Genomic DNA, 20,812 nt, shown 5'->3' on the forward strand with positions numbered 1-20,812 from the left:
ATCATCACAGACGGAAGAATGCGATGTCCAGCAACAACCACCCCACAAAAGTGAAGTGGCCGCACCAAAATAATTTGGCACTGACATTCATCGGCACACTGTTGAGTTCTCAAAGAACACGCACACACCATCACCCCGCGAACCAACGTCCGCGGCGCTCCGGGGCAACCGTTCCAGCCTACCCACACCACCCGCCGGGAACAAACCCGACACACTCGGTGGGATCGGCAACGGCCCAGAACCCTACCAGAAGATTCCGAACCGAACAATCAGGCGCCTGCGTCCAACCTCGTTGTCCCGAGCCCCTGCGGGCCGGGTCGGTGTCCGTGTCGCTCTGACCTGGAATAAGTTACGTGAACATTGCGCGAGTTACCAAATCGCCTGGTCAAGCCGCTTTTCTGGACGACATCAGGGCACCCAGTACTTCGCGGCCAGCTCTTCCACAACGGGGTCCCCCTCGGCGGCCTGGTCCAGCAGTGCCAGGTCGAGGCCGATGTCGATGAGCCGGGGGTTGTCCCCTTCTGCGTCCCCGAGGGGGCGCCCGCCGTCTTCTCCGCGCTGGCGCAGAATCTTCGCTCGCACCCGCTCCTTCAACGACTCACTCATAAGTCGAGTGTACTGAGCCGACGACGCCCGAGCGGGGTGCCGAGCAGCGGCGATCGGACTAGTGGTCGTCGTCGCGCCGGCGGAACACGCGCACCGCAGTGGGGATGAGAACGACCAGGGCGCCGATGATCAGAACGATCGAGAAGATCTCCAGGAGCACACCCGCCATCATGCGGCACGGAACGCGGCGGCGGGCGCCTTTGCCCGGGGCGAGCGGACCGGAGAGTGTACGTGCGTACGACGAAGGCCCTCCGTCCGCGTTCGGGATGGAGGGCCTTCGTCGTGCGGAGCTGCCTGCGAGAATCGAACTCGCGACCTTTTCATTACGAGTGAAATGCTCTACCGACTGAGCTAAGGCAGCGTGCCTGACGGCGCGCACGAGTCTAGCGCCTACCCCCCTGCCCAATGCAAACCGCCCGTCGGTGCCTACCGGAAGGCCGAGCTCAACCGGGCCGCCATCGCGGCCACCGCGAAGCGGGGCTTGACGTTCTGCGCGAGGACCTCGCGGCATTCGAGAATCGCCTCGATGCAGGTCAGCAACGCCTCCGGCCGGGCACGCGAAGCCAGGTCGGCGGCACGCTCGGCCATGTCGGGATGGTTGGCGGTGCTGGAAGCGCCCAGGGAACGTGCCAGCGCGTCGCGGTAGAGACCGGCCAGATCGATGAGGGCGCGATCCATGATGTCGCGCTCGGTCCGGGTGCGTCGGGACTTCTGGGTGCGTTCGAGGTCCTTGAGGACGCCCGCCGAGCCCCGGAGCGCCCCGGCAGCGCCCTTGCCGGTGCCTCCGGCGCCGAGAGCGGTCCGAAGTTCCTCGGTCTCCCGTTCGTCGCGCGTGGCGCTGATCTCCTTGGCTTCCGCCTCCGCACGCTGCACCAGCTCGTCCGCAGCGGTGTACGTGGTGGCAGGGCGGAGGACGGCCGCGGCCAGATCCAGCGCACGTCGACGGCTGGTGCGAGCGGACTCGTCGGTGGCCAGACGCCGGGCCCGCCCGACGTGGCCGCCGCTGATCGATGCCGCCCAGTTCGCGGTCTCGGGGTCGAGTCCGTCGCGTTCGCGCAGCACCCGGGCGATGGCGTCCGGGTTGGGCGTGACGAGCGCGACGTGCCGGCATCGCGAGCGCAGGGTCACGGAGATGTCCTGCGGATCCACGGACGGTGCGCACAGGAGGAACACCGTGCGTTCCGGCGGTTCCTCGACGACCTTGAGCAGTGCGTTCGCGGCGCCCTCGGTGAGACGGTCCGCATCCTCGATCACCACTACCTGCCACTGCCCGGTGCTCGGACGACGCGACGCGGTCCGGACGATGTCGCGCATCGCCTTGACACTGATCGTGAGCCCCTCGGGAACGACCCGACGGACGTCGCCGTGAGTGCCGGCCATGGTGGTGCTGCACGCGTGGCAGCGACCGCAACCCGGGACGTCCGGGTCGGTGCACTGCAGGGCGGCGGCGAAGCAGAGCGCCGCAATCGACCGACCGGAACCGGGAGGGCCGGTGAACAGCCACGAGTGCGTCATCCGGGAACCGGCTCCGCCGCCGCGCGCCGCGGTGGCTGCGGCGATCAGTTCGGTCTCCACGTCGCGCTGGCCGACGAGACGTTCGAAGACACCGGGCATGGCCTCAGCGTAGCGACCGGTTCCGACGCCGCCGAGGCGTCGGCCGTCCGAAACCTTCAAGACGGCGACGGCGCAGCGACCTAGCGTCACCGGTATGACCGCACAACTCGCCCTGGTCGGGCTCGTCGTCGCCGACATGACCCGTTCCTTCGACTGCTATCGACGCCTCGGACTGGACCTGCCCGCCGGTACCGACGAACCGCACTTCGAAACGACACTTCCAGGTGGGCTCCGCCTGGCATGGGACACAGTCGAATCGGTCCGGTCCTTCCATCCGGACTTCCGGCCGGGAACGGGTGGCCCCGCGCTCGCCTTCGACTGCGGTTCACCGGCAGGCGTGGATTCGACGTACCGCGACTTGCTGGAGGCGGGATGCACGAGTGCGCTCGAACCGTGGGACGCGTTCTGGAAGCAGCGGTACGCGAGCGTCCACGATCCCGACGGGCACAGCATCGAGCTGTTCGCGGCCCTGCCCGGGTGACCGCTCAGCCGAGGAGCGCACCGAGCGTGGTGCCGGAGAGGGCGCGGACCTCCCGCGCGAGATGGGCCTGGTCGCTGAAGCCGCACTCGGCCGCGACGTCGGCGAACGGTCGGCCGGCGCGGGCGAGACCGACCGCGCGGCGGAACCGCAGCACGCGTGCCAGCGTCTTCGGTCCGTAGCCGTACGCGCGCAGTGCGTGCCGGTGCAACCGGCGCGCGCTCCAGCCCGTCGACGCCGCCAGCTCGGCGACGGACGCTCCGGCCCCGAGCTGCGCCGCGATGCTCGTCTCGACACTGCGGTCGACGCCGTCCAGACGGCGCCGGGTCTCGCGCAGGAGCGCACCGACCGGGTCGGACTCCGCGTCCGAGACCAGGCGACGAACGTGTGCGCCGGGCCGGATGTGGTCCAGCGGTACGCGTGCGTCACGGAGGTCGGCTGCATCCACGCCGAGCACCGCCGGCCCTACGCCGGGACCGAAACGCACGGCGGTCAGGTCACGCCGGGCACCCAGGTCGGAGAACTGGGCTCGGGTGTCCGGTCCGGCGACGAGGAGGCCGTCCTCGTGCCAGATCAGGTCCGTGCAGCCGTCGGGCAGCACGGACGTTCCCGCCGAATCCGCGGTCCTCGTCGCGGTCCACACGAGCACACCGGGTATGCCGGACGCCGCTTCGCGGTACACACGGCGAGGATAGGACGCCGTACCCGGAAGGTCACTCCTTCTGCGCGGCGGTCTTCTTCGCAGTCGTCTTCTTCGCAGTCGTCTTCTTGGCGACGGTCTTCTTGGCCGCCGTCTTCTTCGCGGGAGCCTTCTTCGCAGCGGTCTTCTTGGCGGTCTTCTTCGCCGGACCACGGGCACGTCGATCCGCGAGCAGCTCGGAGGCACGCTCGTCGGTGATGGTGTCGACCTCGTCGCCCTTGCGGAGGCTGGCGTTGGTCTCGCCGTCCGTGACGTACGGGCCGAAGCGGCCGTCCTTGATCACCATCGGCTTGTCGCTGACCGGGTCGGTGCCCAGTTCCCGCAGCGGCGGCGTGGCGGCGGCCTGCCGACCGCGTCGTTTCGGCTCGGAGTAGATCTTCAGCGCCTCCTCGAGGGTGACCGTGAACATCTGCTCCTCGTTCGCCAGCGACCGCGAGTCGGGGCCCTTCTTCAGGTACGGCCCGTAGCGACCGTTCTGGGCGGTGATCTCCTCACCCGTCGCAGGATCGACCCCGACGACCCGCGGCAACGACAGCAGTCGCAGTGCGTCCTCGAGCGTCACCGTCGACAGTTCCATCGATTTGAGCAGCGACGCCGTCCGCGGCTTGGGACCGGCCGCCTTCTTGGTGGCCTTCTTCGCCGGTGCCTTCTTCGCAGCCTTCTTCGCCACGGTGGTGGTGCCGCCCGCCGAGGGCGCCGCCTCGACCGGGATCGGCGTGATGTCGGGTTCGGGCTCCGGCTCCGGCTCACGCAGCAACTCGGTCACATACGGACCGAAGCGGCCCTCCCGCGCGACGATCTCGTTGCCGGTGGCCGGGTCGACGCCGAGGACCCGGCCCTCCTGCGGGGTCGAGAACAGCTTCTCCGCGTACTCGAGCGTCAGCTCGTCCGGCGGCAGGTCGTCGGGCAGGTTCGCACGCTGGGAGATCGGTTCCCCGTCGGGAGCGTCGGGATCGGCAACCATCCGCTCGAGGTACGGGCCGAACCGGCCCACGCGCACGTGGATCTCCCGGCCCTCGGCGTCGTCGAACAGCCGGATGGAGTTGATCTCGCGGGCGTCGATGTCTTCGAGGTTCTCGCCCACCATCTTCTTCAGGCCACCCTCGCGCGCCACCGAGTTCTCGGCTCCGTGGGCGCCACCGAAGTAGAAGCTCGACAGCCAGTCCGTGCGCTGCTCGTGACCACCCGCGATCTCGTCGAGGTCGTCCTCCATGGCGGCGGTGAAGCCGTAGTCGACGAGGCGTCCGAAATGCGCCTCGAGCAGCCCGATGACCGCGAACGCCACCCACGACGGGACCAGGGCGCTGCCCCGCTTGTAGACGTAGCCGCGGTCGAGGATGGTCTTGATGATCGACGCGTACGTCGACGGCCGGCCGATGCCGAGGTCCTCGAGAGCCTTGATCAGGCTGGCCTCGGTGTAGCGAGCCGGCGGGTTGGTCGAGTGACCGTCCGGGTCGAGCTTCGTCGCGGTGACGCGCTGTCCCTCGGACAGGTTCGGCAGCCGGGATTCGGCGTCGTCGGACTGGCCGCCGGCCTCTTCGTCGACGCTCTCGACGTACGCCCTCAGGAAGCCGGGGAAGGTGATGGTGCGACCGGACGACGAGAACGTGCATTCCTCACCGCTCGCGGCGGTGCCGGTGATGCGCAGTGTCAGGGTCGTGCCCCGCGCGTCGGCCATCTGGGAGGCGACGGTGCGCTGCCAGATGAGTTCGTAGAGGCGGTACTCGTCGGTGTCGAGACGCGAGTGCAGTTCGCCGGGCGTGGCGAACACGTCACCGGCCGGACGGATCGCCTCGTGGGCCTCCTGCGCGTTCTTGACCTTGCGGGTGAACTGCCGCGGGGTGGCGTGCACGTACTCCGCGCCGTACAACTCGGTGGCCTGGGCCCGGGCGGCGGCGATCGCGCTCTCGGACAGGGTCGTCGAGTCGGTACGCATGTACGTGATGTAGCCGTTCTCGTACAGGCGCTGGGCGATGCGCATCGTGCGCTCGGACGAGAACCGCAGCTTGCGGCCCGCCTCCTGCTGCAGCGTCGACGTCATGAACGGTGCGTACGGCTTGCGGGTGTACGGCTTGCTCTCGACCGACGTCACCGTCAGGTCCACGCCGTGCAGAGCGTCGGCGAGTCGTCGCGCGTACGCCTCGTCGAGCACGACGACGCCGGTGGACTTGAGCCGGCCGTCGGCGCCGAAATCGCGGCCGGCGGCGACGCGGGCGCCGTCGACACCGACGAGCCGTGCCCCGAACGATCGGGGGCTCGCGTCGGCGCCGGCGTCGAGGGTGGCGGCGATGTCCCAGTACGTCGCGGACCGGAAGGCCATGCGCTCACGTTCGCGCTGGACGATGACCCGGGTGGCGACGGACTGCACGCGGCCCGCCGACAGCCGCGGCATGACCTTCTTCCACAGCACCGGGCTGACCTCGTAGCCGTAGAGGCGGTCGAGGATCCGGCGGGTCTCCTGCGCGTCGACCAGGTTGTTGTCGAGGTCGCGGGTGTGTTCCGCGGCGGCCCGGATGGCCGGCTCGGTGATCTCGTGGAAGACCATCCGGCGGACCGGGACCTTCGGCTTGAGCGTCTCGAGCAGGTGCCAGGCGATGGCCTCGCCCTCCCGGTCGGGGTCGGTCGCGAGGTACAGCTCGTCCGCGTCCTTCAGCAGCCCCTTCAGCTCGGTGACCTTGGACTTCTTCTCAGGACTGACGACGTACAGCGGCTCGAAACCGTGGTCGACGTTCACACCGAGGCGGGCCCACGACTCGCCCTTGTACTTGGCCGGCACATCGGCGGCCCCGCGTGGCAGGTCGCGGATGTGTCCGACGGACGCCTCGACGACGTAGTCACGGCCCAGGTAGGGCGCGATCTTCTTTGCCTTGGTCGGGGACTCGACGATGACGAGCCGACGCGTGCCCGACGAGCCGTTCGACGTGCTGTTGTCCCGTGCTGCCACAGCGCTGCCGCACCTTCCCTGTTCGCTGACATGTCCCGCTTCTTGAAGACATGTATACCGACCCGTTCCCCGGACGCGGCCATACACAGGGTCGCACACCTGCAACGGAAGGCCCGTCACGCGTGATGCGGCCCCTACTGCACGCGCGGCCAGATCTGCCGCGCGCGGGCGTCGTCCGGGGGTGCCCCGATGTTCTCGACGAGACGCGTCAATCGCCGTCGCCCGGACACCCGCAGGCCCGGTCCGGCGCCGCGGGCGCCGATCAGCGTCGGCGCGATCCCGGCACGCATCAGCGACTGGGCCAGCACCGCGTGGGTGTCCGGGGCGTGCGGATCCAGCCCCAGGACGTAGCGTTCGCCCTCGACCTCGACGCGACCGGCCGCGAGCACCCACGCCCGCAGGGCTCGCGAGCCCGGCACCCATCCCGCCGGCACCGCCTTCACCGCGCCCCGCGTCCATTCGGCCGCGACCGGGACGAGTTCCGGCAGGGCTGCGGTGCGCACCAGCGGATGTCCCTCGTCCGTGCGGGTGACCTCCGGGGACAGCGCGGCCTGCGTCATGAGCTCCGCGATCGCGTCCGCCCGCCACGGCTCGTCCACGACCACGGAGATCCGCGCGCCGTCACCGGAGACCACCGCGTGTCCGTGCGCGGCCAGCAGACCACCGAGGTCGGCCGGGTCCGGCGGCATCACCTCGGCCCCGAAGAACGACAGTTGACTCACTCCCCCGTCCTTCCTTCGCTGCCTCCCGCAGAAACAGATCGTCCCCCATCACCGAGGGTGACGGGGGACGATCGAGGCTTCGGTCCTTGCGGACCGAGTCACGTCAGGCTCCGGCAGGAGCGTCGACGATCAGAGCGCGCGAACGCCGGTGGCCTGCGGGCCCTTGGTGCCCTGGCCGACCTCGAACTCCACGCGCTGGTTCTCCTCCAGGGTGCGGAAGCCGCTGCCCTGGATCTCCGAGTAGTGGACGAAAACGTCGGCGGAGCCGTCCTCGGGAGCGATGAAGCCGAAGCCCTTCTCCGCGTTGAACCACTTCACAGTGCCCTGTGCCATGCTTTTCCTTCTCTTTCTAACACCGGATGCGGCGGTTCGCGGGCGAGCGAGCCGCCGGGCCGGTTCCGACCGCTGTACTTCTTGATCCCCCCACAGGAAGAGCAAAGCACCGCGCTCGCAACCATCGATCCTGCGAGCCGTGCACTTTCTCAAGTCACCGAACACAGAAGCTGCGACCGATGTCAGTGAACCACGTTCGGGGCGCCGACAACAGTAGGAGGGCGCACAATTCGCCCGAAAATTTGATCTTGTACATACCGACGGTACGATTACTCGTCGGTACGGTTACGTCGATGTTAACCCGCGCGCGGGTCGCACACCGACCGAACGCCGGGAACGACGGCCGACTACGCTGGTTTCCCATCCCGACCGCATCCTCCGGAGTACCCAGTGTGACCAGCTCGCCGCACCGCCGTCCCGTCGGCGACGGGCCGACGAGCTTCGGCCACGAACTGCTCGAACGAGTTCTCGAGGGCACCCCGGCCTCGGAGCACCCCCTCACCCACAGCGCGGAGCTGCCCGCCCGCGAGGTCCGGCACACCGACTGGCCGGACTGGGCGTCCGACGCCGTCGTCCGGGCCCTGCGCGCGACGGGTGTGCCCCGGCCGTGGAGCCACCAGAGGGCGGCCGCCGACGTCGCCGCCGGCGGGGAGCACGTCGTCGTCTCCACCGGCACCGCGTCGGGCAAGTCCCTCGCCTACCAGTTGCCCGTGCTCACCGCACTCGTCGAGGACCCGCACGCCACCGCGCTGTACCTCTCCCCCACGAAGGCGCTCTGTGCAGACCAGTTGCGCGCCGTCACCGACGTGACCGCCGCCGAGCCCGAACTCGGTCGGGTGCACGCGTGTGCCTACGACGGTGACACCTCCACCGAACTGCGGCAGTGGGCGCGCAGCCACTCGCGGTGGATCTTCACCAACCCCGACATGCTGCACATGTCGATGCTGCCCGGGCACGCCCGCTGGTCCCGGTTCTTCCGCCGACTGCGCTACGTCGTGGTCGACGAGTGCCACTCCTACCGCGGCGTCTTCGGCTCCAACGTGGCCCTGGTGCTGCGCCGGCTGCGACGGATCGCCGCACGCTACGGTGCCCGACCGGTCTTCGTCCTCGCCTCCGCGACGACCGCCGACCCCGGCGCCGCGGCGTCCCGGCTCGTCGGCGCGCCCTGCCGGGAGGTGACCGAGGACGGCTCCCCGCACGGCCCGCGCACCGTCGCGCTGTGGGAACCGCCACTGCTCGAGCAGGTGACCGGCGAGAACGGCGCCCCGGTGCGCCGCGCCGCCGGAACCGAGGCCGCGCGCATCCTCGCCGACCTCGTCGTCGAAGGTGCCCGCACCCTCGCCTTCGTACGGTCCCGGCGCGGCGCCGAGTTCACTGCGCTCGGCGCACAGCGGCTGCTCGCCGAGGCCGCCCCCGAACTCGTCGATCGTGTCGCCGCGTACCGCGCCGGCTACCTCGCCGAGGAGCGGCGCGAGCTCGAGGCTGCTCTGGCGGACGGCCGTCTGCTCGGTGCCGCCAGCACCAACGCCCTGGAACTCGGTATGGACATCGCCGGCCTCGACGCCGTCGTCGTCGCCGGATTCCCGGGCACCGTCGCGTCGTTCTGGCAGCAGGCCGGCCGGGCCGGCCGCCGCGGCGCGGGATCGCTGGTCGTGCTCGTCGCCCGCGACGATCCACTCGACACCTACCTCGTGCACCATCCGGCGGCGCTGCTCGACAAGCCCGTCGAGGCGACGGTCACCGACCCCACCAACCCGTACGTGCTCGGCCCGCAACTGCTGTGCGCTGCGCTCGAGCTGCCCCTCAGCGACGCCGAGGTCGAGGAGTTCGGCGCGGCCGACGTCCTCGCTGCCCTGGCCGCCCAGGGCGCGATCCGGCGGCGCCCGCACGGCTGGTTCGTCACCCCCGACACCCGTCCGCACTCCGACATCGACATCCGCGGCGGCATCGGCACCCAGATCGCCATCGTCGAATCCGACACCGGACGGATGCTCGGCACCGTCGACGGCGGCCGGGCACCGGCGACCGTGCATCCGGGCGCGGTGTACCTGCACCGCGGCGAGTCGTTCGTCGTCGACGAGTTGCACCTCGACGACGGGATCGCGCTCGTGCACGCCGAGGAGCCCGAATGGTCCACCTCCGCGCGGGAGATCACCGACATCGTCGTGACCGCCGTGACGGAGCAGCGCTCGCTCGGTCCGGTGACTGTGGGCCTCGTCGAGGTGGAAGTGACCCATCAGGTGGTCTCCTACCTGCGGCGACTGCCGTCCGGCGAGGTTCTCGACAGCACCGAACTCGATATGCCGTCCCAGTGCCTGCCGACGCGCGCAGTGATGTACACCGTCACCCCCGAACTGCTCGACCGGTGCGGAATCGGACCGGAACGGGTACCCGGCGCGCTGCACGCCGCCGAGCATGCCGCGATCGGGCTGCTGCCGTTGGTGGCGACGTGCGACCGCTGGGACATCGGCGGGGTGTCCACGGCGGTGCACCCGGACACCGGGCTGCCCACCGTCTTCGTCTACGACGGGCATCCCGGCGGCGCGGGCTTCGCCGACCGCGGTTACGCGCGCATCGCCGAATGGCTCGGGGCGACCCGCGCGGCCGTGACGGCCTGCGAGTGCGCCGCCGGCTGCCCGTCGTGCGTGTACTCCCCCAAATGCGGCAACGGCAACGACCCGCTCGACAAGGCCGGGGCGGTCGCTCTGCTCGGCGCGGTGCTCGACGCCCTCTCCTGACCGGCGCTCACTCGACCGGCCCCGCCCGCGCGATCGCGCGGGCCTGCCGCCCACCCGGCAGCGCCACCGCGGCCTCGACCTCGACGACCGCGTCCCAGCCGTCGACGGTGCACGAACGCACCTGCACCCGCATCCGCGCCGCGATCCGGTTCGCTTCCGAGCAGGCGGTGCCCGATCCGCGGTCGAGTGCACCGGCCACCGCGAGGGCCGCCAGGTCGGCCGCCCCCTGCGCCCGATGCCGCGTCGCGACCCCCGCGCCGATCTGCACGAGCAGTCCGGTGACCGCGATCAGCGCGGCCGCAACGAAACACGCCACCACGCTCGCGCTACCCCGATCGTCCCGGAACGTCACTGCGCCACTTCCGGTTCGAACGCAGCCACGGCCTCCGCGGTGAGCGTCACCGCCGGCAGCAGCGGACCGTCCGCTGTCACCGTCGCCACGACGAGGTCGCCGTCGGGGCGCACGGAGATCCGTGCGCCCTCCGGGGCGATCCGCGCCGCCACCTCCACCGCCCGCGTCCCGTCGCCACGGGCCGCGAGCCGGGCGGCTTCCCGTGCGGCGTCCTGGCATCGGAGCTGACTCGAAATACACAGCACCGCACCGAGACACAGCACGAGGACGCTCACCAGAGCGGTGAGGGCGATCGCCGCCTCGACGGTCACCCCACCGTCGTCCCCGCTCACACCGCCGTGTTCAGTGCGCGCTCGACAATGCCGGTGAGCGCAGTGACGATGTTGTCGCCGGTGACGACCGTGTAGAGCACGGCCCCGAACGCCGCCGCCGCGATCGTACCGATCGCGTACTCCGCGGTGGACATCCCGTCCTCCGCCGCGACGGCACCGCTCAGCCGTTGCACGACCGTACGAATTACGTTGCCTACCATGGTTCCTCCCCTCCTCCGGCGCGGACCGTCCGCGCCGACGTCTCACAACAGCCCCTCACCGAGCACGCGTCCCGCGAGCCCGATCACGACGGGCACGATGCCCAGGCACACGAACGCCGGCAGGAAGCACAGTCCGAGTGGGCCGCTGACCAGAACCCCGGCACGCTCGACGGCTGCAGCCGCCCGGTCCTCCGCTCGTTCGCGCTGCCGCTCCGCCACCTCGGCGACGATGCCCGACAGCGGGGCACCGGATCGTGCCGATCGCCGCGCGGCGCGGGCGAAGGCCTCCAGCGCCTCCGTCTCGTCGTCGGATCCGTCGGCCGTCGCCTCCCCGAGACCGCTCCACGCCTCCGACGGCGCGGCCCCGAGCTCGAGACGGTCGGCGCCCCGCCGCAGGGCCAGGGCGAGCGCGGGCGGTGCCGAGTCGGCCACCGCCCGTGCCGCGGTCGCCGTCGGAAGGCCGGCGCGCAGGCAGGCGGCCATCAGGTCGAATGCGGCCGGCACGGCGTGCGGGTCGTCCGGGGCGCCGCCGGTTCCGGTGGCTTCCCCGGAGGCCGCGGCCCCGGCAGTCCGGCACCGTCGCGTCCGCAGGTCCGGCAGGATCACGAGCGCCGCGGCCAGGCAGACCAGCGCTACGGTCACGATGCCACCCCCCTCGCGATCCGGTCGGTCCACAGCAGTCCGGCGCACCCCAGTGCGGTGCCCACCACCAGCAACACCCCGCCGAGACCGTCGCCGAGCAGCACCGACACCGGCGACGCCCCCATCATCTGCCCGAGCGCCACACCGAGCGCCGGCAGAGCCGCGAGCACCGCCGCCGTCGCGCGGGCCCCCGCCAGTCCCGCTTCGGTACGGGAGCGCAGGCGCATACGACCGGACAGATCCGCCCGTGCGGCCGCGAGGAGTTGCGCCAGCGCCAGCCCGTACCGGTCGGACACCTCCCAGGCCCCGGCGACCCGATCGAGCGACGCGGCGATCCCCGACGGGTCCGTCGCGCGGGCTACCGCGCGCAGGCCGTCGGCTGCGCTTCCGCCGAGCCGGGCCCGCGCCGCCGCGACACGGAAGGCATCGGCGGTGGGCCCGGTCGTCTCCCGTGCCGCCGTCGCACACGCCTCGGCCGGATGGGTGCCCACCTCCAGCTCGGCGACGACGGTTTCGAGACCGGCGAGCAGGGCCCGCTGTTCGGCGTCACGGGCGCGGTCCCGTCGGCGTCGCCGCACCCGGCGCACGGTGGTGCCGGCGACGACCGCCGCCGCGACGGCGGGTGCGACGCCGAGCAGCAACACCGGGAGGACGCACAGCACTGCCGTCACCTCCTGCGGCGGTCGCCACGGCCGTCCGGCGACGACTGTCGTGCGCAGCGACCGCAGTCGCGGCGCGGCGACCGTCGCCGGCGCGACCAGCAGGGCCGCGGCCAGGCACAGGGCGGTCGCGGTCACGGCGCCTCCCGTCGCCGGAAGAGCTGTTCGAGCCGGTCCATGCCGGCCTGCGTGCCGCGCTCGTGGGTCCACGCGGGTGCGACGACGACACCCGAGACCTCGTCGCGCTGCACGACACCGATCTCCGTCAGCCGACGGGTTCCGTCGGGGGTGCGGTGCACGTGCAGGACTACCTGCACCGCTGCGACGAGCTGACTGTGCAGGGCGGCGCGGTCCAGACCGCCGAGCGCGGCGAGGGCTTCGAGCCGCGCCGGCACCTCGTCCGGAGAATTGGCGTGCACGGTGCCTGCACCCCCGTCGTGACCGGTGTTCAGCGCGGTGAGCAGATCGACGACCTCGGCGCCGCGCACCTCGCCGACGACGATGCGGTCGGGCCGCATTCGCAGCGCCTGCCGGACGAGATCGCGCACCGCGACCTCCCCGACGCCCTCGACGTTGGCGGCTCGCGCGACGAGCCGCACGACGTGGGGATGGGCGGGCGCCAGTTCCGCCGCGTCCTCGACGCACACGATCCGCTCACCCGGATCCACGGTGCCGAGCAGCGCCGCGAGCAGGGTGGTCTTGCCCGCACCCGTGCCCCCGACGACGAGGAAGGCGAGCCGGGCGGCGACGATCCGGCGCAACAACACGTAGGCGTGCGGGTCGACGGCGCCGCGATCGCGCAGCGCGTCGAGTCCCTGGGTGGCGGGCCGCAGCACCCGCAGCGACAGACACGTGCCACCCTGTGCGACGGGCGCGAGGACGGCATGCAGGCGGACACCGAAATCGCCGTGCCCGGGCAGCCGGCCATCGACCCACGGTTGGGCGTCGTCGAGCCGCCGCCCGGCGAACAGCGCGAGGCGCTGGGCCAGTCGCCGCACCGACGCCTCGTCGGGAAAGGCGACGGAGGTGAGCCGCAGCCCGCCGCCGCGGTCGACCCAGACGCGGTCGGGGGCGGTGACGAGTACGTCGGTGACGCCGGGTTCGGCAAGCAGCGCTTCGAGCGGGCCGGCGCCGGACAGCTCGGTCTGCAGATGCCGCAGTGCCGTGAGCAGATCGAAATCGCCGAGAACCCCGCCGGATTCGGCACGCAGCGCAGCGGCGACACGGTCCGGCGTGGGCTCGCCGGCCTCCGTCGCGAGACGTTCACGGACCCGGTCGAGCAGCTCGGCAGTGAGGACGGCGCTCATGCTGCCCACCGCGATCCCGGCTCGGGACCGGCCAGCACGTCGAGGACCGACTCGGCGGCGTGGACCAGGGGCGAACGACGTCCGAGCCGCAGTCCACCGCGTTCGAGTGCCGCGGCGAGGCCGGGCTGCGCGCGCATCGTGGCGATCAGCGGCAGCCCCACCACCTCGGCGACGTCCCGGCCACGCAGTCCGCCGGGGGCCGGGCCGCGCACGACGATGCCCTGGTTCGTGTTCTGGTCGGCGACCCAGCCGGCGACCCGCCCCGCGGCGAGGGCGGCACGCACACGGGCGGGGACCACCAGCACGGCCAGGTCGGCGGCCGCCACCATCGCCTCGGCGGCCGGCCCGCGGCTGCGCGGCACGTCGCACACCACCAGGTCGCCCGAGCGGCGGACGGTGTCGAGCACCGCGGTGACGGCGGCGGGGGCCGGCTCGGACGTGGACTCGCGATCTGCGGAGAGCACGCCGAGTCCCGGAAGCCATTCGGGCACCGCATCCCGCAGCGACCGGGCGGAGAGCCGGCCGCGATCGACGGCCAGGCCGGACCAGCGGACACCCGGCCGCTCCTCGATTCCCGTGAGGACGTCCAACCCTCCGCCCAGGGGATCACCGTCGACGAGAAGTGCTCCCGCACTGTGCCGGAAGGCGGCGACGGTCCATGCCAGGGCGGCCGCGAACGTGGAGGCGCCGGCGCCGCCGCAGCCGCCGAGTACGGCGACGACGTGCCCACCCCCGGTGTCGGGTTCGGCGGCGGTGCCGAGCACCGTGAGCAGTTCGACTTCGTCGTCGGGCAGGCCGACGACGTGTTCGGCCCCGACGGCGGTGGCGGCCTGCCAGTCGGGGAGGTCGGCCCCGCCGGCAGTGACCAGGACGATGCCGCCTCGACGGGGAAGCTGCTGCGCGCAGAGCAGGGCTGCGGTTCGGTCGACCACGACGAGTCCCGCGTCGAGCCAGGTTCTGCGCGGCGGTGGCATCGCCGCCGCGCCGACGGTGCGGTCGGTGGCGGCCGCCACGCGGTGCAGGCTCGCCGTCAGGGCGGGATCGTCGACGAGGGCCAGGACGTCGTTCATGGCGCCCAGCTTGCGCGCCGAACGAGGGTGCCGGAAGCCGAGGCGGGGCGAATCGGCGAATCTGTGGATGAATGCGCCGCCTGTGGATGAACACGCCGGGCTTCGAAAGGTCCCGGAACAGAGGACGACCCTCGCCAGGGGGGAGGAGGCGAGGGTCGTCATGTTCAGCCCCGGGGGGGTCGGGCTGAACACCCCCTGGACTATGTCCAGGTGAGGTCGATACTACGCCGGGACCCGATATTTGCAAGTTCAACCGTCGCGTGTTCCACGCAGGTGGAGGCGCCCGACGACGGGCCGGATCACGGGACGTACCGGGAAGATGCAGCCACACCTATTGTGGTGCCGTGACCGACGCGACCGTGGACCCGACCCCGTCCGGCCGAATCGCCGCCTTCTTCGATCTCGACAAGACCGTCATCGCGAAGTCCAGCGCGCTCGCCTTCAGCAAGCCGTTCTTCGCCCAGGGGCTCCTCAACCGGCGGGCGGTGCTCAAGAGCAGCTACGCCCAGTTCCTGTTCATGCTGTCCGGCGCCGACCACGATCAGGTGGAGCGCATGCGTGCCCACATCGCGGCGATGTGTACCGGCTGGGATGTCGAGCAGATCAAGGCGATCGTCGCCGAGACACTGCACGACATCGTGGACCCGCTGGTCTTCGCCGAGGCGGCCGATCTCATCGCGGACCACCGGCTCCGGGGACACGACGTGATCATCGTGTCCGCGTCCGGGGAGGAGGTGGTCACCCCCATCGCGACGGCGCTCGGGGCGACGCACAGCACCGCGAGCCGGATGCGGATCGAGGACGGCCGCTACGCCGGGGAGCTGGAGTTCTACTGCTACGGGGAGGCCAAGGCGGAGGCAATCCAGGCGCTGGCGCTGCAGTACGGGTACGATCTCGCACGCTGCTACGCGTACTCGGACTCGTCGACGGACATCCCGATGTTGCGGGCCGTGGGTCATCCGCGGGCGGTGAACCCGGATCGGGTACTGCGCCGCGAAGCAGTCGAAAATGATTGGCCCATACTCACTTTCATCCGTCCCGTCCCGCTCCTGCACCGATTCACCACGACGTCGCCGGCCGTGGTCGCCGCGGCGGCCGCGATCACCGCGGGCGCGGCGGCCGCGGGCGCCGCGGCGTACCTGGCGTTGCGCCGGAGGCACCGGCGCGGGTTCACGCCCCGGGGGTGACGGTCCCGAAAATGGGACTTGCCCCCCCGTGAGACCGGGAGTAGAAAGGAGTTACGGAAGGACGGAAGGCCAAGAGCGAATCGGAAGAGAAGGTTCGATCTCCCGACCGGACTTCCCAGCACGGACACCGAGCACCCACGCGGAGCCGATGCCACTATAAGGGCAAAAGCGTTGTGGGCTTGCGAGATTCGGGTCTTCGACGGCGAGCACCCCGCACCCGTTGCGAGGACGAACCAGCGATATCCGAACCCTCGCCGAGGCCAGTGACACACAACCCATGCAGCACGCTTGGTAACTCGGCAGTCCGTGCTGGCGGGCGACGCCACCGAAGTCATTCGGCGACGTCGCCCGCTTACATGTGACGACATGGCCCGAAAACGATGTCGGGCAGCCTGATTCACTGCTCTAACCAGCCGCACCGCTCGGACTAGCCGCCGGCGAAGGCGTCCGCGATCGATGTCGCCTCCCGCGCGCCCGCTTCCAGCCCGCCGCAGCAGAAGACGACCCAGCCGCCGACGCCGACCGCGGTGCCCGACTCGAAACCCGCGAGCCCGTCGCGGTAGGCCTGGGCGCGACGCATCCAGCTCACCTCGGGCACGCCCAGATTGTGCACGTCCAGCCCACTCGCGACCGACACGAGGCGCGACGCCGACCGGGCGATCACGCCGTCGGCCACTCCGAAGGGACGCAGCACCGCCAGCTCGCCGTGCACCACCGCGGCCAGCACCGGGGCGGGTGCCCGGGTACCACCGGTCACCAACTGCGCGAGGGCGTCGAGCCGCTCCCCCACGCCCGGCTCCGGGCGGGGCCGGCCCAGCACCTCCGGATCGTCGACGAGGTCGGCCGCCGCGAGCAGATGCAGACGTGCGAGGGTCTGCAAGGGCGCGCGCTGCCAGGTGGACACCATGACGGCCAGGCCGTCGCCGTCGAGCGCCTGCGCCACTCGCAGTGCGCCCGCCAGAATCGGCTCACCCGCCTCCCCCGGCGTGGGCAGCTCCATGGATCCACCGTCGAGCGCGGCCGAGGCCCGGGCGGCCCGGACCGACGCCTCGGCGGCGGTGTTCGGCCAGCCGCGCCGGTTGGTCTTGTGCCGGTGCACCTCGGCGAGGGCGTCGCGCGCGCGGTCCGCGGCGGCGCGCACTCCGGGCAGGTCGAGCAGGGGCTGCAAGGGGTCGGTCACGGCATCCGACGGTACCGGCCGGTGCCGACTGCCCGGGCGCCGGTTCCGCTGGACGCGGAGGCCGACCGCCCGTCGCGCGGGACCGACCGATCGTCGAAAGTGAGCAGGTTGCAGCCGTATGCAACGGTGCGATGTCGGTCACAGGTGACTACCCTCACAGGTGCCCGAACTGTTTGGACCGACCGGAAAGAGGCCCCGCAACCATGACGAGCGCAGCGCAGGACCACGAACAGCAGGTGTACCCACCGAGCCCCGAGTTCGTCGCCACCGCCAACGCCGGTCCCGAGTTGCAGGCCGCCGCGGACGCCGACCGGCTCGGGTTCTGGGCGACGCAGGCGCAGCGGCTGGACTGGGCCACGCCGTGGAGCGAGGTGCTGGACTGGTCCGACGCGCCGGTGGCCAAGTGGTTCGTCGGCGGGCAACTCAACGTCGCCTACAACTGCGTCGACCGGCACGTGCTCGCCGGCAACGGCGACCGGGTCGCCATCCACTTCGAGGGCGAGCCCGGCGATTCGCGGGCGCTGACCTACAACGACCTGCTCGCCGAGGTGTCCAAGGCGGCGAACACCTTCACCGACCTGGGCCTGGTCGCCGGCGACCGGGTGGCGATCTACATGCCGATGATCCCCGAGGCGATCGTGACGATGCTCGCCTGCGCGCGCCTGGGCCTGACCCACTCGGTGGTCTTCGGCGGGTTCTCCTCGCACGCGCTGCGCTCACGCATCGACGACGCCCGCGCCAAGCTGGTGGTCACCGTCGACGGACAGTGGCGCCGTGGCCAGGCCGCTCCGCTCAAGCCGGCCGCCGACGAGGCCCTCGCCGAGGCCGCGTCGGTGCAGCACGTGCTGGTGGTCAAGCGCACCGGCATCGACGTCGACTGGACCGACGGACGCGACCTGTGGTGGCACGAGACGGTGGACAAGGCCTCCGCCGAGCACGAGGCCCAGCCGTTCGACGCCGAACATCCCCTGTTCATCCTCTACACCTCGGGCACCACCGGTAAGCCCAAGGGCATCGTCCACACCTCTGGTGGCTACCTGACGCAGGCCTCGTACACCCACCACTACGTGTTCGACCACAAGCCGGGCCGCGACGTGTACTGGTGCACCGCCGACATCGGCTGGGTCACCGGGCACAGCTACATCGTGTACGGCCCGCTGTCCAACGGCGCGACCCAGGTGGTCTACGAGGGCACCCCGAACTCGCCGAACGAGCACCGGCACTTCGAGATCATCGAAAAGTACGGGGTGAGCATCTACTACACCGCCCCCACCCTGATCCGCACCTTCATGAAGTGGGGCCGGCAGATCCCCGACGCGCACGACCTGTCCTCGATCCGGTTGCTGGGTTCGGTGGGTGAGCCGATCAACCCGGAGGCGTGGCGCTGGTTCCGGGAGGTCATCGGCTCGGGCAAGGCCCCCATCGTGGACACCTGGTGGCAGACCGAGACCGGCGCGATCATGATCTCCCCGCTGCCGGGCATCACCGCCACCAAGCCGGGCTCGGCGATGGCGCCGCTGCCGGGCATCTCCGCCAAGATCGTCGACGACAACGCGGCCCCGCTCGGGGCCGGCGGCAACGGCTACCTGGTGCTCGATCAGCCGTGGCCGTCGATGTTGCGCGGCATCTGGGGCGACATGGACCGGTACAAGGACACCTACTGGTCCCGGTACGCCGAGGAGGGCTGGTACTTCGCCGGTGACGGCGCCCGCTACGACGAGGACGGCGCCCTGTGGGTCCTCGGCCGCGTCGACGACGTCATGAACGTCTCCGGGCACCGCATCTCGACCTCCGAGGTCGAGTCCGCACTCGTCGGGCACCCGGCCGTCGCCGAGGCCGCCGTCGTCGGTGCCGCCGACGAGACCACCGGCCAGGGCATCGTCGCGTTCGTCATCCTGCGCGAGGGCGTGGAGAACACCGGCGATGCGCTGATCGCGGAACTGCGCAACCAGGTCTCCACCGAGATCTCCCCGATCGCCAAGCCCCGGCAGATCTCCGTCGTGCCGGAACTGCCCAAGACCCGTTCCGGCAAGATCATGCGCCGCCTGCTGCGCGACGTCGCCGAGGGCCGCGAACTCGGCGACACCTCCACCCTCGTGGACCCGAAGGTCTTCGAAGCCATCCGTTCCCAGAGCAAGTAGGCAGCGAAGCTGCCGGTGTGCCCTTTGGGCGGCCCCAACAGCCCAAAGGGCACACCGGCCGCGGAGCGGCCTACACCTCGTCCAGCCGGCGATCCTTGGTCTCGTGCATCACGAGCAGCGCGACGAAGGTGAGTGCGGCCGCGGCCAGGAGATACACACCCACCCAGCCGACCCCGTAGGTCGTGGCGAGCCACGTCGCGATGAACGGGGCGACGGCGGCGCCGAGGATGCTCGACACGTTGTAGGCGATGCCCGACCCGGTGTAGCGCACGTTGGTGGGGAACAGCTCGGGCAGCACGGCGCTCATGGGACCGAAGGTGAAGCCCATCAGGATCATGCCGACGACGAGGAACAGCAGCATGCGCGGTTCGCCCATGCCCTCCGGGTCGAGCAGGATCCCGAAGGTCAGGCCGAACGCCATGATGATCCCGGTGACGACGAGCAGGGTGATGCGGCGACCGTAACGGTCGGCGAGCCGGCCGGACACCGGAATGGCGGCCGCGAAGAACAGCACCGCGACCAGCTGCAGCACCAGGAAGTCCGAGTACTGGAACCCGGCGCCGGTACCGCCTTGCGCGGGGGTCTTCCCGGTGCCGTGGCTGAGCACCCAGGTCGTCATGATGTAGAAGAGGGTGTACGTCGCGAGCATCACGAATGTGCCGATGATCAGCTGACGCCAGCTGGTCCGGAAGACCTCGGCCAGCGGGGTCTTGACCTTCTTGCCCTCGGCGACGGCGCGGGCGAACACCGGCGTCTCCTCCAGCTTGAGCCGCACGTAGAGGCCGATGATCACCATCACCGCGCTGAGCAGGAACGGGATCCGCCAGCCCCACGTCAGGAACGCGCTGTCCAGGTCGGGCTCGGCGTTGTTGTGGTTCAGGAACAGGGTGATGATCAGGAACAGGCCGTTGGCCAGGAAGAACCCGATCGGCGCACCCAGCTGTGGCCACATGGCGGCCCACGCCCGCTTGCCCTTCTCGGCGGTTTCGGTGGCCAGCAGTGCCGCGCCGCTCCATTCGCCCCCGAGGCCGAGGCCCTGACAGAAGCGCATGAGTGCGAGCAGCGCCGGGGCCAGCAGACCCACCTGGTGGTACGTGGGCAGGATTCCGATGAGGAAGGTCGCGACGCCCATGGTCAGCAGCGAACCGACGAGGGTGGCTTTGCGGCCGATGCGATCGCCGAAGTGACCGAACAGGATCGAGCCGACCGGACGGGCGACGAACGCGAGACCGAACGTCGCGAGCGAGGCGAGCAGAGCGGTGGTGCCGTTGCCCTTCGGGAAGAACAGGTGCGGGAACACCGAGACGGCGGCGGTCGCATAGATGTAGAAGTCGTAGAACTCGATCGAGGTGCCGACGGTGCTCGCGACGATGATGCGGCTGCGCGGTACTCCCGCGACCAGCGATCCGTCTCGGCCGGCGGTGTTGTCGAGGGAAGTGCTCACGAAACCAGCTCCAGAGATTCACATGATGGGAAACGATCCCAGCTTCTAGGAAAGTGAACACCTCCTTTCCGGAACGAATCAAATCGGACATCCGCCGACCGGACGGACGGGGATACGATTCGTCGCTGGGTGCGCTGGGAATCCTGGTCGGCGGCAGCCCCAT

The 20,812-nt window shown here is 70.8% G+C and carries 19 protein-coding genes and 1 tRNA gene; 4 read left to right on the forward strand and 16 right to left on the reverse strand.

Going from position 1 to position 20,812, the window contains the following annotated elements:
* Positions 1-408 precede the first annotated feature (408 nt).
* The 3 genes from RR3_RS21440 to RR3_RS21450 form a co-directional block, all read right to left on the reverse strand.
* Positions 409-606 carry a hypothetical protein gene (locus tag RR3_RS21440; protein ID WP_017681228.1) on the reverse strand — a complete coding sequence of 66 codons (198 nt, stop codon included), beginning with the start codon at positions 604-606 and terminating at the stop codon, positions 409-411.
* 288 nt (positions 607-894) lie between these two features.
* Positions 895-967 (reverse strand) — tRNA-Thr (locus tag RR3_RS21445).
* 65 nt (positions 968-1,032) lie between these two features.
* Entirely contained in the window at positions 1,033-2,220 is a 1,188-nt protein-coding gene (locus RR3_RS21450; RefSeq protein WP_010595037.1) for a DNA polymerase III subunit delta', read from the reverse strand.
* Positions 2,221-2,314: 94 nt separating this feature from the next.
* Between RR3_RS21450 and RR3_RS21455 the strand changes: the two genes are divergently transcribed.
* A complete protein-coding gene (locus RR3_RS21455; protein ID WP_010595036.1) occupies positions 2,315-2,701 on the forward strand; it encodes a VOC family protein in 387 nt (128 codons plus the stop codon).
* Positions 2,702-2,705: 4 nt separating this feature from the next.
* On the opposite strand, the gene RR3_RS21460 is transcribed toward RR3_RS21455, so the two are convergent.
* From RR3_RS21460 to RR3_RS21475, 4 genes are all read right to left on the reverse strand, one after another.
* Complete coding sequence (locus tag RR3_RS21460) at positions 2,706-3,380, reverse strand: helix-turn-helix domain-containing protein (protein WP_010595035.1); 675 nt, start codon at positions 3,378-3,380, stop codon at positions 2,706-2,708.
* A 31-nt stretch (positions 3,381-3,411) separates the two neighbouring features.
* Entirely contained in the window at positions 3,412-6,342 is a 2,931-nt protein-coding gene (gene topA / locus RR3_RS21465; RefSeq protein WP_064066536.1) for a type I DNA topoisomerase, read from the reverse strand.
* Positions 6,343-6,476: 134 nt separating this feature from the next.
* On the reverse strand, positions 6,477-7,064 hold the full coding sequence (locus RR3_RS21470) for a hypothetical protein (RefSeq protein ID WP_040273695.1): 588 nt from the start codon (positions 7,062-7,064) through the stop codon (positions 6,477-6,479).
* Positions 7,065-7,193: 129 nt separating this feature from the next.
* Positions 7,194-7,397, reverse strand: coding sequence for a cold-shock protein (locus RR3_RS21475; RefSeq protein ID WP_003935252.1), 204 nt, complete (start codon positions 7,395-7,397; stop codon positions 7,194-7,196).
* A 392-nt stretch (positions 7,398-7,789) separates the two neighbouring features.
* Between RR3_RS21475 and RR3_RS21480 the strand changes: the two genes are divergently transcribed.
* On the forward strand, positions 7,790-10,135 hold the full coding sequence (locus RR3_RS21480) for a DEAD/DEAH box helicase (RefSeq protein WP_010595031.1): 2,346 nt from the start codon (positions 7,790-7,792) through the stop codon (positions 10,133-10,135).
* Between the two features lie 7 nt (positions 10,136-10,142).
* Here the strand turns inward: RR3_RS21480 and RR3_RS21485 are convergent, their stop codons facing one another.
* From RR3_RS21485 to ssd, 7 genes are read right to left on the reverse strand one after another with little or no spacing between them, the layout of a single operon-like run.
* Positions 10,143-10,487 carry an Rv3654c family TadE-like protein gene (locus RR3_RS21485; RefSeq protein ID WP_010595030.1) on the reverse strand — a complete coding sequence of 115 codons (345 nt, stop codon included), beginning with the start codon at positions 10,485-10,487 and terminating at the stop codon, positions 10,143-10,145.
* A complete protein-coding gene (locus tag RR3_RS21490) occupies positions 10,484-10,798 on the reverse strand; it encodes a TadE family type IV pilus minor pilin (protein ID WP_017681224.1) in 315 nt (104 codons plus the stop codon). The genes RR3_RS21485 and RR3_RS21490 overlap by 4 nt, the downstream gene beginning before the upstream one ends.
* Before the next feature lie 17 nt (positions 10,799-10,815).
* Entirely contained in the window at positions 10,816-11,019 is a 204-nt protein-coding gene (locus tag RR3_RS21495) for a DUF4244 domain-containing protein (protein WP_026137874.1), read from the reverse strand.
* Positions 11,020-11,061: 42 nt separating this feature from the next.
* Positions 11,062-11,694, reverse strand: a complete 633-nt coding sequence (locus RR3_RS21500; protein ID WP_010595027.1) for a type II secretion system F family protein — start codon at positions 11,692-11,694, stop codon at positions 11,062-11,064.
* On the reverse strand, positions 11,658-12,458 hold the full coding sequence (locus RR3_RS21505) for a type II secretion system F family protein (protein ID WP_010595026.1): 801 nt from the start codon (positions 12,456-12,458) through the stop codon (positions 11,658-11,660). Before RR3_RS21505 ends, RR3_RS21500 begins: the two co-directional genes overlap by 37 nt.
* Positions 12,455-13,627, reverse strand: coding sequence for a TadA family conjugal transfer-associated ATPase (locus RR3_RS21510; protein ID WP_010595025.1), 1,173 nt, complete (start codon positions 13,625-13,627; stop codon positions 12,455-12,457). Before RR3_RS21510 ends, RR3_RS21505 begins: the two co-directional genes overlap by 4 nt.
* A complete protein-coding gene (gene ssd, locus RR3_RS21515) occupies positions 13,624-14,697 on the reverse strand; it encodes a septum site-determining protein Ssd (protein ID WP_017681222.1) in 1,074 nt (357 codons plus the stop codon). Before ssd ends, RR3_RS21510 begins: the two co-directional genes overlap by 4 nt.
* Before the next feature lie 344 nt (positions 14,698-15,041).
* Between ssd and RR3_RS21520 the strand changes: the two genes are divergently transcribed.
* Positions 15,042-15,884: an HAD-IB family hydrolase gene (locus tag RR3_RS21520; RefSeq protein WP_064066535.1), complete on the forward strand. Its 843-nt coding sequence runs from the start codon at positions 15,042-15,044 to the stop codon at positions 15,882-15,884.
* 427 nt (positions 15,885-16,311) lie between these two features.
* On the opposite strand, the gene RR3_RS21525 is transcribed toward RR3_RS21520, so the two are convergent.
* Positions 16,312-17,064: a Fic family protein gene (locus tag RR3_RS21525; protein ID WP_064066534.1), complete on the reverse strand. Its 753-nt coding sequence runs from the start codon at positions 17,062-17,064 to the stop codon at positions 16,312-16,314.
* A gap of 203 nt (positions 17,065-17,267) precedes the next feature.
* Between RR3_RS21525 and acs the strand changes: the two genes are divergently transcribed.
* On the forward strand, positions 17,268-19,205 hold the full coding sequence (gene acs, locus RR3_RS21530; protein ID WP_064066533.1) for an acetate--CoA ligase: 1,938 nt from the start codon (positions 17,268-17,270) through the stop codon (positions 19,203-19,205).
* A 70-nt stretch (positions 19,206-19,275) separates the two neighbouring features.
* Here acs and RR3_RS21535 read toward each other — a convergent pair whose 3' ends face one another.
* Positions 19,276-20,649, reverse strand: a complete 1,374-nt coding sequence (locus RR3_RS21535) for an MFS transporter (RefSeq protein WP_064066532.1) — start codon at positions 20,647-20,649, stop codon at positions 19,276-19,278.
* Positions 20,650-20,812 lie beyond the last annotated feature (163 nt).

This window comes from Rhodococcus ruber NBRC 15591 (assembly GCF_001894945.1).
Classification (GTDB): domain Bacteria; phylum Actinomycetota; class Actinomycetes; order Mycobacteriales; family Mycobacteriaceae; genus Rhodococcus; species Rhodococcus ruber.